13 protein-coding genes are annotated in these 15,235 nt (G+C 68.6%); 10 read left to right on the top strand and 3 right to left on the bottom strand.

Translation table 11 applies throughout. From position 1 onward, the window contains the following. Positions 1-161: 161 nt before the first annotated feature. Genes WD250_15220 through WD250_15205 form a run of 4 tightly spaced genes read left to right on the top strand, consistent with a single transcriptional unit; the run spans position 162 to position 5,030 of the window. Positions 162-698, top strand: coding sequence for a hypothetical protein (locus tag WD250_15220; GenBank protein MEX2621566.1), 537 nt, complete (start codon positions 162-164; stop codon positions 696-698). Further along, entirely contained in the window at positions 695-2,959 is a 2,265-nt protein-coding gene (locus tag WD250_15215; GenBank protein ID MEX2621565.1) for a hypothetical protein, read from the top strand. The genes WD250_15220 and WD250_15215 overlap by 4 nt, the downstream gene beginning before the upstream one ends. Continuing rightward, the gene (locus tag WD250_15210; protein ID MEX2621564.1) at positions 2,956-3,909 is read left to right on the top strand and encodes a replication-relaxation family protein; all 954 of its coding nucleotides are present in this window, start codon (positions 2,956-2,958) and stop codon (positions 3,907-3,909) included. Before WD250_15215 ends, WD250_15210 begins: the two co-directional genes overlap by 4 nt. Continuing rightward, the gene (locus WD250_15205; protein ID MEX2621563.1) at positions 3,906-5,030 is read left to right on the top strand and encodes a ParB N-terminal domain-containing protein; all 1,125 of its coding nucleotides are present in this window, start codon (positions 3,906-3,908) and stop codon (positions 5,028-5,030) included. Before WD250_15210 ends, WD250_15205 begins: the two co-directional genes overlap by 4 nt. A gap of 331 nt (positions 5,031-5,361) precedes the next feature. Here WD250_15205 and WD250_15200 read toward each other — a convergent pair whose 3' ends face one another. Beyond that, entirely contained in the window at positions 5,362-6,321 is a 960-nt protein-coding gene (locus WD250_15200; protein MEX2621562.1) for a hypothetical protein, read from the bottom strand. A gap of 127 nt (positions 6,322-6,448) precedes the next feature. Here WD250_15200 and WD250_15195 point away from each other — a divergent pair, with 127 nt between their 5' ends. Continuing rightward, positions 6,449-8,311: a hypothetical protein gene (locus WD250_15195; GenBank protein MEX2621561.1), complete on the top strand. Its 1,863-nt coding sequence runs from the start codon at positions 6,449-6,451 to the stop codon at positions 8,309-8,311. A gap of 71 nt (positions 8,312-8,382) precedes the next feature. Here WD250_15195 and WD250_15190 read toward each other — a convergent pair whose 3' ends face one another. Next, on the bottom strand, positions 8,383-9,159 hold the full coding sequence (locus tag WD250_15190; protein ID MEX2621560.1) for an AAA family ATPase: 777 nt from the start codon (positions 9,157-9,159) through the stop codon (positions 8,383-8,385). A 244-nt stretch (positions 9,160-9,403) separates the two neighbouring features. Between WD250_15190 and WD250_15185 the strand changes: the two genes are divergently transcribed. Next, positions 9,404-10,540: a three-Cys-motif partner protein TcmP gene (locus WD250_15185; protein ID MEX2621559.1), complete on the top strand. Its 1,137-nt coding sequence runs from the start codon at positions 9,404-9,406 to the stop codon at positions 10,538-10,540. Here WD250_15185 and WD250_15180 read toward each other — a convergent pair. Next, on the bottom strand, positions 10,537-11,277 hold the full coding sequence (locus WD250_15180; GenBank protein ID MEX2621558.1) for a phage Gp37/Gp68 family protein: 741 nt from the start codon (positions 11,275-11,277) through the stop codon (positions 10,537-10,539). The two genes, WD250_15185 and WD250_15180, sit on opposite strands and share 4 nt — an antisense overlap. 490 nt (positions 11,278-11,767) lie before the next feature. Between WD250_15180 and WD250_15175 the strand changes: the two genes are divergently transcribed. The 4 genes from WD250_15175 to WD250_15160 all read left to right on the top strand — a co-directional run. Beyond that, entirely contained in the window at positions 11,768-12,664 is an 897-nt protein-coding gene (locus tag WD250_15175; protein MEX2621557.1) for a DUF4417 domain-containing protein, read from the top strand. Next, on the top strand, positions 12,661-14,061 hold the full coding sequence (gene dnaB / locus WD250_15170; GenBank protein ID MEX2621556.1) for a replicative DNA helicase: 1,401 nt from the start codon (positions 12,661-12,663) through the stop codon (positions 14,059-14,061). The genes WD250_15175 and dnaB overlap by 4 nt, the downstream gene beginning before the upstream one ends. Further along, positions 14,058-14,384 (top strand): hypothetical protein, encoded by a 327-nt coding sequence (locus WD250_15165; GenBank protein ID MEX2621555.1) that lies wholly within the window; start codon positions 14,058-14,060, stop codon positions 14,382-14,384. The genes dnaB and WD250_15165 overlap by 4 nt, the downstream gene beginning before the upstream one ends. Positions 14,385-14,387: 3 nt before the next feature. Beyond that, the coding region (locus WD250_15160; GenBank protein ID MEX2621554.1) for a hypothetical protein at positions 14,388-15,235 on the top strand (848 nt) is incomplete at its 3' end.

Raw genomic sequence — 15,235 nt, 5'->3', positions numbered from 1 at the left:
CGCTCCGTGCGCTCCCTGGTTCGCCTCTCGACGCTCGTTGCACCGCGAATGTCCCGGCGACGACCGCCGTTGCCAGGGCCCCGGCTTGCCGACAACTCCTCCCAGCACGGGGCCAGTTCTGCGAACCCTCCGACCGCGGCGCGCGCACGCAGCGGATGCAGATGACTGCCACAGTGACCGCATCCCAACAGGTCGTGACCACAACGAGCATCAGGGAGGAAGTGGGGGAGACGCTGAGACAGGTCGCCGGGCTGGCGACCCCAGGTGTCGTCCGCACCGTCGTGGCCATCGTGGCCGTGACGGTCGTCCTGGCCATGGTCCGCAGGCATCTCACGAGAAGGGCATTGCGTCCCGCGCAGCGGGTCCGCTTCGAGGTGCTGCCCACCGACACGTTCGACCCGAGCCCCGAGGAGATCGATCGCTACGCCGCGCAGCTCGCTCGTACGCGACGGGCGATCCGTCGAGGTACCCACCGCTCGGCGCACGCCGTCCGCCTCCGGCTCGACGCAGAAGGGGACGGCACCATCCGCTACCGCCTCGAGGGGCACCGCCGGGCATCCTCGATCCTGGGCAACCCCGGCTTCCACGAGGTCGAGATCCATCCCATCGAGGCTGAGGAGCCGCCCGATTCGGCCGCGCCCGCATCCGCCGGAGCGGACGCCTCCGGTACCGACGTCGAACGGGAGGGGGCCTCATGACCACCTCGACAGATGGGGACGTCATCTCGTCACCCCATGGAGGGGGGGACATCTCACGGGGGCGTCGCGTCTACGTCGCGCGCGCCGAGCTCGTGCTCGCCCGTGACGGCTCCTGCCCGCTGCGTGAACTGCCCCTCAAACCCGATCCGCTCGAAGGCTTCGTCCGAGCTGGCGGGCTTGTGCGGGGCGACCTCGGCGAGAGCGCCTCCGTCGTCGTGGACCTCCTGCCGCTCAGCCCGGCGGAGCAGGCACGCCACCGGCGACAGCTCCGCGCCAAATCCGGTGGGGCGGGTTCGTCAGGCCGCTGGCAGAACCTCTGGGAGCAGGCCCGCAGCGGCGCTGGCCATCCAGTGCCCCCACGACGGTCCCGCACTGGCGGACCAGATCAGGAAATCCAACGCCTCGTGGAACGACGGGACCTGCGCGTGCTGGCGGATCGCCTCACTGCCACCGACGTGCTGTTCGGCGTTCAAGTCCTCGTCCGCTGCACCAGCTCGATCCGCGGCCGTCCCCAGGCGCTGCTGCAGGCGCTGGTCGCTGCGTGGGAAGCCTGGGCCGGCCACAACTGGCTGCGCATCCACGGCACCCATCTGGGCGTGGCCTTCCTGGGTTCCGACTCGCTGTGGAGGCGCCGCAGCTTCGACCAGCGCTTCGCCAGCGGACGGTTCGACCCTGCCCGTGCGGGTGTGGTCACCGCTCACGAGATCGCCGGCTGGTTGAAGCCGCCCACCCGCCACTGCCACGCACCCGGTGTCGCCCGCAGCGGCGGGTACGTGCCCCCACCGCCGCACGCCCTGCCGACCTTCACCACCGCTCGGCGCGACCTGCTGCCGCTGGGTCTGGTGACCGGGCCCGAGGGACCGCGGATGGCCGGGGTCGCACTGGCCGACACCTACTTCAGCTACATGGCCGGGCGCAGCCGTTTCGGCAAGACCGAGCTGGCGATCAACCAGTTCATCCACCTCGCTCGTGCAGGCCACGGGTGCTTCTTCCTCGACCCCCACGAGGACGGACTCGAACGCATCAAACCGCATCTGACCGACATCGCCGACCGGGTCGTGGAGGTCAACCTCGCCCCGCGCGGACTGGACCACCGGCAAGTCGGCTGGAACCTGTTCACCATGCACGGCCGGCGCCCCGACGAGCTCGAGACGCGCCTGGCCGCGGTGGTCGACAGCTTCGCGTCCGCGCTGCGCTGGGGGGAGATCAATAACCGGGCGCTGACGCTGACCGCGATGGCGGCCAAGTCGCTGCTGGAGCTGTCGCGCCACCTGCCGGCCGAGCTTGCCCCCACGGTCTTCCAGATCACCTCGCTGCTGGCCGACGCCGACTGGCGCGCCGCCGTGTTGCCGTGGCTGTCCCGGGACTGCCAAGCATTCTGGAGCACCCGCTTTCCCCGTCTGCCCGGCGACGCGATCACGCCGGTCACCAACCTTGTCGACCGACTGTCGTCGAGCACGGCGGTCAAGGGGCTGCTCGGCTCGCCCACCTCGGCCTACGACGTGCGCCGGTGCATGGACGCGGGCAAGGTCGTGCTCGCGTGCCCGGCCGGCACCGGCGACAAGGACCGGCTGGTCGCCAACTTCCTGGTCTACGACCTGCTGCAGGCCGCGCTGTCACGCAAGGACACCCCACCAGAGCGACGCCGACCCTTCTACGTGTTCCTCGACGAGGTGCAGACCTACGACGGCGCGAGCCAGGGCAACCTCGCGGCGCTGCTGGAGCAGTCCGCCAAGTACGGGGTGCGCGCGTTCCTGCTGAACCAGAACCCCGAACGCCTGACCGCCGCCACGTTCGACGCGGTCACCACCAACCGCAGCCTGCTGGCCACCACCACGGTCAACGCCCGCGCGGCGGCCGTGCTGGCCCGCGAGTACGCCGGCGAGGTCACCGCACAGACGATCACCAAGCTGGAGCGCTTCACCTATCTGGCAAGCGTGACCCTGGGCCGCGACGTCACCCCGCCGTTCCTGGTCCGCGGCGTGCCCGTCAGCGAAATGTGGGCCGACTGCTACCGCCCCGAGGATCTGCCGGCGTTGGCCGCCGCGATGGACCAGGGCAGCGGCAGACGACGCGTCGGCGATGTCGCGGCCGAGCTCGACGGGCTCGACGGGCGGATCCTCGAGCACCTGCAGACCCGCCGCCCCACTGCACCCGCCGATGCCCAGCATGGTTCGAGACCCGGCAAGCCGGGACGAGCCAGCGGCCTGGTCACCGACGCGCTGGTCTATGACCCCACGAAGGAGGAGCCGAGCCGATGACCGCCACCGTGACCGAACACCGCCGGCGCACCCGACCACTGCGCGACCTCGAGCTCGATGTGCTCGAGTCCGCCTACACCCACCGACTGCTCACCACCCTGCAGCTCCGGGAGCTGCACACCCCGCCGGGGCACACCCGCGGGTTGCGGTGGATGCAGCAGATCGCGGCGCACCTGCACCGGCGGGGACTGCTCGACTGGGTCCGCCACCGCGACCACCCGGGCCTGAACTGCTGGTACGTCACCGCCGAGGGCGCCGACGTGGTCGAGGCCGCCGGCCCCCACGTCGGTGCCAGGAGGATGCTGCTCACACCCGACTCGGCTGGGGGGATGCTCCAACGCCACACCCTGGCGGTCAACGACGTCGGGATCGCGTTCGTGCGGTGGGCGGGTCGCCACGGTCACGACTGCGACCACCGCAGCTGGCGCCACGAGGTCGCGCACCGCACCAGTGATCAGTCGGGAAGAGGCGAGCTGCTCGTGGCCGACGCGCTGCTGCACTACGCCATGCACACCCAGGGCCGCACCACGCTGGTCTACCGGTTCGTCGAGCTTGACCGCGCGACCATGACGGTGCAACAGCTGGGGGACAAGCTCCGCCGCTACGTCCGCTACGCGACCTACCGGCCACGCCAACCCGACGACGCTGACCTGGCGTGGCGGCGGCGCTACCCCGGCCTGCCCGGCGTGGTCGTGGTGCTCGACGGCAAGCCACGCCACCTGCTGGAGCGGCGTCTGGCGATGCTGGCCGCGGTGGCGCGCGTCGACCCAGTGCTGCGCGACGCCGACGCCCCGACCATCTCGCTGGTGCTGCTCGAGGACCTCCAGCACCACGGGCCATTCGCCGGCGTGCTGCGCCGCCTGCAGGCACCAGACGAGCCCGTCGACCTGCTCGGCCGAGCCGTGACCGACCTCGGCGAGCCCCTGGCCGCAACGGGCACCGACGGATGAGCGCAGCGGCTACGGCCTCCTCGCGGACCGACCCGACCACGGTCGCCCGGCGGCTGGCACGCTCCGAGCGGCTGACTCGCCGCCGCTTCGAGCTCCTGCCGCTGACGGGTCCAGGGGCGGCGTTCACCGAGGTGCAGGGTCGCCTGCCCGGCGCGTCCACCACCCCCGAGGGGCTAGCCGAGCTGATCAGCTCCATCGCCACCGTCGGGGTGCTGCAGCCCATCCTCGTCGAGGAACTTCCCGACGGCCGACGCAGGCTGGTCTCCGGCGAGCGGCGGCTGCGGGCGGCCAAGTGGCTGGCCACCGACCAAGACGCCGACGAGCGGTTCGAGACCATCCCGGCGATCTGCTGCCCAGGGCCGTTGTCGGAGGAGGAGCGCCGCGTCTGGCAACTCGTGGAGAACCTGGCGCGCGAGGACCTGCGCCCCGGCGAGCTCGCCGCGGCGCTGCTGTACGAACGCTGCGCGGTGCTGGCTGCCAAGCTGCTCGCCGCCGGCGTGTCCATCCCGAACGAGGTCACCGCGCTCGAGGACCCCATCGCCCGCTTCCGCGCCCTGGACCGCCTCCGCCTGCGCTCAGGCCACTCCAGGATGGGAGCGCCATGGGACGAGGTACTTCGCCGCCTGGGCATCCAGCTCGGCGAACGAAAGGCCCAACAGCTCGCCCGCGCGTTCGCCACCCTTCCCCAAGAGTTGTCCGCCGAGATGGACGCCGCCAAGGTCGCCCTGCACACCCGCCTGCGCTACCTCAAGCTCGACCAGGGCAACCGCGCCGCCGCCCGCGACATCTGGGACGCCCTCCGCACTCGTCGCGACCCTCAACTCCTTGCTGCCGCCGTGCAGGCCCGTCTCGACCAGCCGGAACTCTCGACAGAGGACGCCATCGAGAACGCTGAAGCCATCCGTCATGCGGCGAACGAGGCGCGAACTCACCAGGGACTCGCCGCGGCAAACGGGGTGGGCCACGCCGACTTCGTCAAGCCTGAGGTGGTCGCGGAAGCGATTGCGGCCCTAAAGGGCTTGCTCGGCGCTCTCATCAAGGGGGGCGTGCTCGCGGAGCGGGACGCCGGCACGCTCCGCCTCTGCCTGGAAGAGACTCTGTCCTGCATCACAGGCGCGTAACCGCGATCTGGCGCAAACTCGACAGGCAGGCTTTCGGGAGTTGCCCGACAAGGAGTGTAGTGATGCGTTCATGGAGAAGGGGCCCCCCGCGGTGCTGCGGCGGGCCCCACCCGGCGGGGACCGGGGTTTTCTAGTCGTCGTCGGCCGGATTATTTCCCTGCTCAGACGCCGGGCCATCGTCCCACCGCTCATCCGGGTGCTGGGGCTCGGGGCCAGGCCCGTTAGGCCATCCTCCATCGCTCATGCTGGTGCTCACCTCCTTTGTGGTCGTACTGCCTGTCGGGCGGTTCCTCAGGTCATAGGCATTCTGCAGGCTGCGACATCGATATTTCTAGACGGACGCGTCGTCGGCAATGCGTCCAGCGTGGTCGTTCCAGCAACCGCCGAAGCAGTCCAGTGGTCCAGCCTGGCAGTTCTCCTCGATGGATTTCTTGGGTAGGTGCGCGAACCACACTGGTGCCATGGGCTCCGCGAAAATGGTCCGGTACAGGGTCACCACTGACGCAGGTGTGCTGGAAATCGGGCCGCCGGGTTTCGGACTGCGTCCGTTGGGGATGCCACGAGGGTCAGCATCAGGGTCAGGGAAGACCGGGTATTCAGCGTCACAAGGACGAACGTGACAAGCTGACGCCGTCTCACCACTCGAGATGCCTACGTAACGCTGCAACTCTGGCGGGACCGGCGCTGCAACGTCATCAGGAAGGTTCGGGGCGTGATGCACGAGCTTTCCGTAAACCACGTGACAGAAAACCTCCCACTCACGGGTGTGTAGCACAAACGCGTGCCACGCCTCGTCGACGTAGGGTGAGATCATGCCTACTGGTTCGTCGGACAAAGCGATCAACGCCAAGTAACGGCGCATCTCGAAGATGGCCGAGTCGATCAGGTCCCAGGGGACGGTGTTGTCCTTTTCTAGCCGCCAACGGATCGCTGCCAGCGGCCACTGGGCAACCAGGTCAAGCTGGCGGTGCTGCTCACTGCTGAGCTGGTCGATACGGGCGACGCCGAGGTGGTCCGCACCGTAGCGGGCGGAGAAGCCCAGGGCGAGCGCTGTCGCACCACTGAGCCGGGCGAAGGGACCGATCGGCTCGATGGGAGTGCCGGCGATGTCAGCCGAAGCGCTGTTGCCCGACGCATCGTTGTGCAGGGAGGGGGGAGCTTCGCAGACGGGGGGATGAACGCAGTTGATGCAGGTGCCGTGCGGCTGGCAATCTAGGGTGATGAGGGACGAGCAGGTCCTGCAGGCGGCTTGCTCGCACTGCGGGGGAGTGCTGTGGCGCTTGCTAGTCATGGGAGCTCCTTGTCGTCGGCGTATGCCTGGGCCGTACGATGGACTCCGCGCAACGGTCCACAGGTGAGTGGGTATGCAGATCCGGCAATCAGCCGCTAGTTCGTCTCGGCGCCCCACGGCTACCGAAGTGAAAGCCTTGCTGACGAACTGGCGGGCGGCGGCGTTCAAACGTAGGCAACCAACAACGCCTGTGCCTCCGATCTTCGCTGGACGGGTAGCCAACGCGGTGCTCAACGACATGTGGCACGAGCGGATCGCGCTAGCAGAGGAGCTGCTGCGGGCAATCAGCCTCACTGGCACCGACGGGGACGCTCGTGACCAGCGACGTGGCCTCGATGCCGTCGGCCAGTTCTACGGGTTGCTGGGCCCTCCCCGCGAAAAGATCGCCGATATCCGCGTTCGAGCAGACACCCGGAGGTTACGCCCCTCGGAAATCGAGTGGCTCCAACCGCGGCGGCTCAGACAGTTGATGACCCGCGCGTACGAAGCGTTGGCAGAATCCGTAACCGTCCCAACGGTGCCCGAGGACTACACAGGTTCTGGCCGCCACTACCCCTGGATGACTACACGGCGCCCCACTGAATCTGAGCAGGACGATGAGGCTAACCTTGATCAATCGGGCCGAATTGGGGGCCTGCGAGTTTTCGATATTAAGGCCGCATTGGGGCTATTCGACAATACTTTCAACGCTGACCTCATCGATCAGATAGCTGGGGTGGAACTAGCCAGCAGAGATGGGAGTAGCCAAGCCGCCAGCGATCCACAAAGGGGCAAATATGTCCTTCGGTTTGTGATGTCACTCGTTCCTGCCGATGAGGTAAAGACATGGGCTATGACATATTCGTTACCCCTGTCTTTGGATACGATGGACGACTTGCCCAACGACCTTCGAATGCTGTTGGATCGAGCGCTCCAGTACGAGGTGGACTTGACGTCTGGAGAGGTCGCCCGGTTACTCCATGCTGCGGAGCAGCGCAATGGACTGCATGACTTTCGACCAGGAGAGGCCCGGCTACTGTTCCATGCCGCCCTGCGAATCATCAGCATCGCCAGAATAACCGGCAAGAAAAGCCGCGTCCTACCACCGCAGGCTGCCCCTCAGTACAACCAGGCGTCGCTGGGTCTCTGGGGCGAACTCGAGGTTCGAGCGCTCCGCGGCTTTCTGCAGCTATTGCGAGTGGAAGAAGACAGCGGCGCGTTCGTCGTCGCTCGCAGACTGCTCGCGATCCTGCCGCCCAACGATTGGCGCCGTCTGCCCACGCACATGGATCGACTAATTGTAGCCACTGGCCACCGCATGTTTCGCTACGCTGACGCTCAATTGGAACGGCTACGCGCCGACTACGGAGACGTCAGGAGGGCGGTTGGCGTGCGCGACGCTGCTGAATGGCAACAGCAGATCAAGCTGGTCGAGGCATCGGTGCCGGTGCGACGTCTCCGAGCTGGGACGTCTGGGCCCCGTGAAGCCTCACAGGATCTTCTCGCTGCGACCCGAGCAGCCGCCGAATCATGGTCCCAAGCGGCAAGGATGGGGATGCCGGACGACTGGCGGGTCGCTGCGGCGCGCCGCCAAGCTGAACCACTGGCCGCGCTGAATGCAACAAAGCTAGAGATGTTGGATCCGAGCGGCGATCTCTATAAGGCCGCACTCAAGCAGTTGGATAGGGAACGCCACGTGGCCCTTGCCGGGCACCCCGAGTTCGCGCTCAACTTCTTACGGGTAGATGCGAGACTGGCCCTCACAGCGAGAAGCATTGACGCGCGCGATCGATTCAATCAGGCTCTCGAACAGATGGGTGAATACGGCGAACAGTTTGGTCGTATCCCACGCTGGACAGTTGACCTGCACGCCATGGGACAGACGGCCAGCGAGCGATGGGGTGACGGGTGGGAACCGCCTATTGGCCTCCCCCCTCTACCAGAGGCGTTCACCCACCGACAGCCGCCACACCATGTTCGCCGGTTGGCGTTACTGCGTGCCCACGGTTGACAGTACCCGCTCAGCACACCCGGTACAGGCCTGGCTCGTTGTCCCACGCGGCCGGCGCAAGGAACCGAACGCTAGCCGAGCCCGGAGAAGCGGGCGAGGTTGTGCAGGGCGGCGTTCCACCGCTCCTTGCCCTTCTCCGTGATCGTGTACGCCGCGCGCAGGTCCCTGTCCGCGGTCGTGAACTTGAGGAACTCCGGTGCCCTGTGCTTCCACAGGTACGAGGACATGGCCTGGTTCGGGTTCCGGTGGGCCAGCCGGAGCACCCGGTTCAGTGCCTCTGCGACCTGACGGTCGGCTGGGTCGGCCTCCGGTTCGGCAAGGGTGCTGTCGGCGTACGCGCGCAGTTCTCTCGGCGGCTCGGTCGGCGGCTTCCCGCTGGCTAACGCGTCCAGCAGTTCGATAAGCTCGGTCGCGGTTTCGTCGTCGAGCCGGTTCCCGTGCTTCTTCCGGGCGGCCGCGAGCTTCTTGATCGGGCGGTCGAGGAGGTCCGAGGGCTTCGGCACACGACCTCTCAGCAGAACCGATCGTCGTCCCTTGTGGTCACGGGCGACTACGAGGCGTGTCACCTCGGCCGACAGGGCCGGGTCGAACCTCTCGTGGAGCGACGCCTTGTCCTCGTCATCGAGCCGGTACACCACCTCGATCCGAGCAGTGCCGTCCCCGCTCCGGGTCAGGTCGTCGCCGTCGATCGGGTCGGAGTCCCCAAAACGGAGCAGCGCGTCGAGCAGCGACGACTTCCCCGCCTCGTTCGGGCCGACCACGGCCAGGAGGTCGCCGCGCAGGTCGATCCCGTGGTTCGACTCGCCGAACCGCCTGTAGCCCTCGATCTTCGCGCCTACCGGTTTCATGGGGTTCACCGTAACAACTGGGTGCGACGGCTCCGCCCATCTGGCGCACCCAGGCGCAGGCGGTCGACGCAGCGGGTCAGTCGTCGTCCGCGAGCTGAGCTTCGAGTTCCGGCGAGCCTTATCGCAGGGCACGAGCTCGCGGACGGCACCACGAGTCGATGCGCAGCGGTGCACCAGCATATCCTCGGAGGAATCCGGTGGCCTTGTTACCTTGTCAGAGGTCTGTTTGAGGGGGGACGACATTTTGAGCGACGACGGCGACGCGTACGACGACGACCTCAAGATGGCTCCCCAGACCGAAGCCAAGCACAGGATCCTCCGCGGCTACCTGGATGCTTGGTATCCGATCCTGGGGCGCCGCCGTCAACGCCTGCTCTACTTCGACGGACTCGCAGGGTCCGGGCGGTATACGACAGGCGAGATGGGATCGCCGCTCGTGGCGCTCGACGCGCTGCTGAACCGTCGGGACACCGCCGACATCCTCGCAGGGTGCGAGTTCAGGTTCGTCTTCTGCGAAACGAAGAAGAAGCATGCTGACCGGCTCCGCACCCGTGTCGCGGCGTACCTAGACGGCCGGCTGCCCGCCGGTGCGCGGGTCGAGTGGGAGGTGATCAACTCACCGTTCGCCGCGGTCGCACAGGAGATGATCGAAATGCTCCGACGCCAGCGCGCCGTCGGCGCTCCAACTCTGGCCCTGATCGATCCGTACGGTGTGAAGGGCATCCGCATGGATCAGGTGGCCGAGCTTCTGTCGTTCGACGGGTGCGAGTTGATCGCCAACTTCGCCATTCAGAGCGCCAGCCGATGGACTGATCATGACGCGTTCGAAACGCCGCTCGACGAGCTCCTCGGCACGCCCGAGTGGCACGAAGCGAAGCAGATGGACACCTACGAACGTCGTGCGTTCCTCATCGACCTGTACGCCGAACAGCTCAGGCGGGTTGCCGAGTTCAAGTACGTTCAGGCGTTCCGGATGTGGTCGATGAGCGGCCAGCCCTGCTACGACCTCGTGTACGCCACCCGCCATCCCACCGGCCTCAGCAAGATGAAGGAGGCCATGTGGAAAGTCGATCCCGGCGGCGGCTACGAGTTCCGCGCGCGGCTCGGCGGACAGCAGGTCCTGTTCTCCCGCGACAACGTCGACACCCGTCCGTTGCAGGAAGCCATCCTTGAGCGGTTCGCCGGTCAGACCGTGTCGGTGCAACGGCTGAAGGAGTTCGTGGTCTGCGACACCCCGTTCCTGGAGGGCCACTTGAAGACTAGAGCACTGAAGCTGATGGAAGCGGAGCACGTCTCCGACGTGAGCGTCCCCGGGAAGGAGCGCCGAAAGGGCTCGTTTCCCGATAACTCGTACGTGACGTTCCGGGAAGCAGCAACCTAGACGGCGGCGGGTTCCGCAACGGCTGCGTTCGGCATCTCGTCCCACGTGCGTCCGTCGAGGGCGCGCCCGCCTGACTTCGGACGTACCCCGCCCCACTGCTTGAAGAAGAACGCGACACCGGCGTCGTTGCAGCGGTCGCGGATGTCGCGGACCCACCCGGCGTCGATCGGTCGGTGACCGGGCCCTGACTCGCCGCCCACGATGACCCAGTCGATCCCGGTCAGGGCGAGTGATGGCACCGGGCCGAGGAGCGGCTCGAGGGACAGGAACCTGACCGCTGCCGGGGTTGCGCGGACGTGGTCGACCCGGCTGACGTGGTCGTCGTCCTCGACGGACGTGCCCAGCCACAGGTTGTCGAGTGGTTCGGGCTGGAGCTGCCGCATGACCGACGCCATTTTTCCGGGACGCTTCGTGAGTACCTGGTACGTGTGGTGCGGCGTCGCCCTGATCGTGTCGAGGACCCGGTCGACGTAGGACGCGGGGACGCGCTGGTGGAAAAGGTCGCTCATTGAGTTGACGAAGATGACCCGCGGACGCTTCCACCGAAGGGGCTGGTCGAGCCGTTCGGGCCAGAACCTCAGGTCGAAGCCCTGCTCGTACGGGTGGCCGGGGATACCGCGCCACCGTTCCGCGAACGTCTCGGCGTAGCAGTTGTCACAGCCTGCCGACACCTTCGTGCAGCCGGTGACGGGGTTCCATGTCGCCTCGGTCCACTCGATCGTGCTGCGGTCGCCCATCGCTGTCCACGTCTCCCTTGGTGGCGTGCTCAAACCGTAACCGGACCGGACCGGCTGCGCCTTGAGCCTCTGTCAACCCTACGGTGGGGCCGAGACAACCCGGTCGGCCGCCGCGTGTCAGGCCACCCCGCCTGCATCTCGGGGCGTCGTCTTCGGCGTCGAGGTCGAACTTGGCTTCGAGCCCGGCCAGGCGTCCTAGACTATTCATGGTAACACATGCTAGTTTATGGTTGTGTGTGGTTCCAGCCAAGAGGCCAGTCTGCCCCGGGCCGCTTCCGTGCCTGTTCCGGCGCGAGGTTGTGACTGCTCGCGGTGCTCGTTCTTCGTCGGCAACCCCGAAGCGGCCGAGCCGGTGTGCTCGGGGTGCAACTCCAGCTGCTCCTACTGCGGGTGCGCCCGGAGCGATGCGGCGGCCGCGGGTGAGGCGGGCTGCGGGCAGTGTCCGATCCGCTGCGGCAGCCGGACCGACATCGCGGCATGGATGCGCGACGTGGGCGGCACGGTCGCTTTCGACGACATCGTGCTCGAGGCCCGGCTGCCCGCCGCGCTACCGCCGTTCATCCCGCAGGTGGACGGTCACGACCTCGCCCGCTTCGACGCTGACCTTCGGTGGCCCGCGTACGCGGTCGGGCTACGGCGGGTGTTCAGCCCAACCAGCCACCGCGTCGTGCCCCGCTTCACGGACACGACCGCACGCGAGGCTCTGGGCCTGCACCACGACCAGTTGGCCGTGCTCGTCGGCTACGGCGAGGATCCCCTCGTCGAGGCGTTCTGGACTCGCCGCCGCCAGCTGATCCCACGCCTCGCCGAGCAGCAGTGGGACCTCGTGCTGGCGTGCAACTACTCGATGTACGGCAACCAGCCGCGCGCCGAGCACCTCCTGAACTTCCGCCGCAACCTCTTGCTCGCCCAAGAGCTGTGCGACGCCGGCGTACCGGCGGTGCCCAACCTGTACTGGTTCCGCCAGGAGGACCTCGACCGCTACGGCGCCTGGCTGGCCGATACCGCGCCGGCAGCCGTGGCGATCAACCTGCAGACGTTCCGCCGCGACGCCTCGTGGAACGACATGGCGCTGCCCGGCCTGGCCTACCTGTCGCTGCTGCTGCCCGCCGGCACACGGCTGATCGCCTGCGGCACCTCCCGACGCAGCCGCATCCGCGAGCTGCACGCGCTGTTCGGCGATCGCCTCGTCCTGGTGTCCCAGAACCCCCAGCAGTACGCCCGCCACGGCGCCGTCATGACCCCACAGGGACGCGTGGACGCCCACGCGCACGACCACGACGCGTTCGCCGCCAGCGTCCGCTACTACGCCGACCTGCTCGCCGAGCCGCCGCCGACGTGGCGCCTGGACGGCAAGCAGATGGTGGTGGAGGAGCCAACGGCATGAGCGCTGCTCCCGCATCCGCCCGCCACGTCGGCCCCCGCAGCGGCCCACGGCCGGGCCCGAGCGCCCCCAGCGGCCAGGCGCCACCCCACAACCTCGACGCGGAGGGCAGCGTGCTCGGCGCGATGCTGCTGTCGGCCAGCGCCATCGACGAAGTCAGCGAGATCCTGCGCCCCGCCGACTTCTACCGCGGAACCAACCGCACCGTGTTCGAGACCATCACCGGCCTGCACGACGCCGGCGAGCCCGCCGACCCGATCACCGTCGGCGACGAGCTCGAGCGCCGCGGCCAGCTCGCCGACGTCGGCGGTGCCGTGGCGCTCGCCGACCTCATGTCGGCGACCCCCACGACCGCCACCGCCCCCTACTACGCCAGGATCGTCGCCGACTGCGCGCTGCGCCGCCGCATCCTCGACGCTGCCAGCCAGATCGCCCGGCTGGCCATGTACCCCGACAACGGCGACACAGCCGTGGAGATCGCCGACCAGGCCGAGACGCTGCTGCACGAGCACGCCGCCCGCCGCACCCCCGGTGAGCTGTCCGCCCTCCGCGGCCTCGTCACCGACCAGCTGGCGCGCCTTGAGGCCCTTGAGGGCCAAGGGCCCGTGACCGGCTTGGCCACCGGCTACCCGGACCTTGACCGGCTCACCGCCGGCCTGCAGCCCGCCTCGCTGGTGCTGCTGGCCGCCCGGCCCGGGCTCGGCAAGAGCGCCCTGGCGGTCAACATCGCCACCCACGCCGCTGTTCGGCTGCGCCAGCCCGTCGCGCTGTTCTCCCTGGAGATGTCCGCTGGCGAGATTGTCCAGCGCATCCTGTCCGCGGAGTGCCGCCTGCCGCTGTCGCGTCTGCGCACCGGCCAGCTGGGCGACCCGGATTGGGCGGCGATCTCGGGGGCGGTCGGCCGCCTCGCCGACGCGCCGCTGCACCTGGACGACTCGCCCGGGCTGTCGGCCTCGGACGTGCGCGCCCGCGCCCGCCGGCTGCAACGCCGGCACGGCCTCGCGCTCGTCGTCGTGGACTACCTGCAGCTGCTCGCCCCACCCCGGCGGATGGACAACCACGCCAGCGAGCTCGCCGAGACCTCCCGCAGCCTCAAGCTGCTCGCCAAGGAGCTGGAGCTGCCGGTGCTCGCGCTGTCTCAGCTGTCCCGCCGCCCCGAGGAACGCACCGACCGCCGACCGCAGCTGGCGGACCTGCGCGGCTCCGGCGGGCTCGAGCAGGACGCCGACCTGGTCTGGCTGCTGTACCGCGAAGCGGCCTACCAGGCCCAGCCCCCTGTGACCGGCGCTGCCGAGCTGGCGGTGGCCAAGCACCGCAACGGTGCGCTGGGCATGGTGCCCCTGGTCTTCCACGCCGAGCGTGCACAGTTCGCCCCGGCCACCACCCGGGAGGCGCCGTGACCACCGCGCCACAGCTGTGGGTGCTGCTGGCCAACGACCCCACGACGGGCGCGGCCACCCGCCCCGTCGGCGTTCTGGGCGTCCACGGCAGCCACCACCACGCCTCATGGGTGCCGCTGGAACCCGCCGCGGACATCTGGCGGGATCGGCTCAACGCGACCTCGGCGGTGGCACTGGACGACCGTGTCGAGTTCTGGACCGAGAACGCCAACGGACGCACGGTCGACCTCGCGCCCCTCGACGCACCCGCTGACGGCATGGCGCTGCGCGACGCCGTGGAGACCGCCCTCGACGGTTTGCTGAACATCGAGGCGGAGGCGTAGGCGGTGGGCAGCGACAGCGCGAAGACCCACGAGGCTTTCACCGTTGCCCCCGCCGACGACGGCGAGCTCGTCGATGACCCCGCCGATGAGCTTGTCGAGGAGACCCCTGACACTGCTTCGCCCGAGGGCAAGCTCGCCCACACCGCCGCGCTGATCGCGGGACTCGCCGAGCACAGCGATCCCGCGCACTTCTACGAGGATCTCGGCTGGCTGGTCACCACAGCCACCGCAGAGCTCGACCAGTCTGGTCTCGTCGGTGACGACCAGCAGGACTGGAATGCTGCCATCGCCGTCGGCGCCGCTGACGTGCTGGCCAGCCTCCCCGAGGCCCAGCTGCAGGAGCTCGCGGCGGCGCAGGGCTTCGCGCATCCCCAGCTGGTCAGCGGCAGTGCGCTGGTGCACTGGCTCAACCCCGCCTACCCCTCCGACTCGCCCTCCAAGGCCAAGATCCAAGCCAAGGCCACCCAACGCTACGGTCAGCTGGCCGCAGGCGAGATCGACAGCGTGCACGGGCACACGCTCGCTGACGTGCAAGCCGCCGAAGCCACCTCCGCCCCGGGCGCCACCGTCGGCACGTGGCAGGCAACACCCGCTCAGGTCGCCATCGCGCTCGCCGAGGTCAACCAGCGCCTCGCCGAGCTCGATCCTTACGGTGACGGCGATGGGGGACTGGGTGAGCTCATCGCCGCCGAGCGGCGGCTGCACACCGCTGCCTGTCCCGACATGGCCCCCACCGATCTGGACACCGCCAAGAACGCGGCCAGCGGGTTGGTCGACAAGCAGCTCGCCGCTCTGCCGTCGGGGCTGCGCCGCGCGATGGTCACCGCGGCCGTCACCGCGGCCGCGGCCGA

The sequence above is a fragment of the Egibacteraceae bacterium genome (assembly GCA_040905805.1).
In the GTDB taxonomy this organism is placed as follows: Bacteria; Actinomycetota; Nitriliruptoria; order Euzebyales; family Egibacteraceae; genus DATLGH01.
Note: the sequence above shows the minus strand (reverse complement) of the source record. Positions and strands in the feature narration are given on the sequence as shown.

Bases quoted from the DNA above. Each gene is read 5' to 3' on its own strand.
- WD250_15220 (MEX2621566.1), top strand. From the start codon at position 162: ATGACTGCCACAGTGACCGCATCCCAACAGGTCGTGACCACAACGAGC.
- WD250_15215 (MEX2621565.1), top strand. From the start codon at position 695: ATGACCACCTCGACAGATGGGGACGTCATCTCGTCACCCCATGGAGGG.
- WD250_15210 (MEX2621564.1), top strand. From the start codon at position 2,956: ATGACCGCCACCGTGACCGAACACCGCCGGCGCACCCGACCACTGCGC.
- WD250_15205 (MEX2621563.1), top strand. From the start codon at position 3,906: ATGAGCGCAGCGGCTACGGCCTCCTCGCGGACCGACCCGACCACGGTC.
- WD250_15200 (MEX2621562.1), bottom strand. From the start codon at position 6,321: ATGACTAGCAAGCGCCACAGCACTCCCCCGCAGTGCGAGCAAGCCGCC.
- WD250_15190 (MEX2621560.1), bottom strand. From the start codon at position 9,159: ATGAAACCGGTAGGCGCGAAGATCGAGGGCTACAGGCGGTTCGGCGAG.
- WD250_15180 (MEX2621558.1), bottom strand. From the start codon at position 11,277: ATGGGCGACCGCAGCACGATCGAGTGGACCGAGGCGACATGGAACCCC.
- dnaB (MEX2621556.1), top strand. From the start codon at position 12,661: ATGAGCGCTGCTCCCGCATCCGCCCGCCACGTCGGCCCCCGCAGCGGC.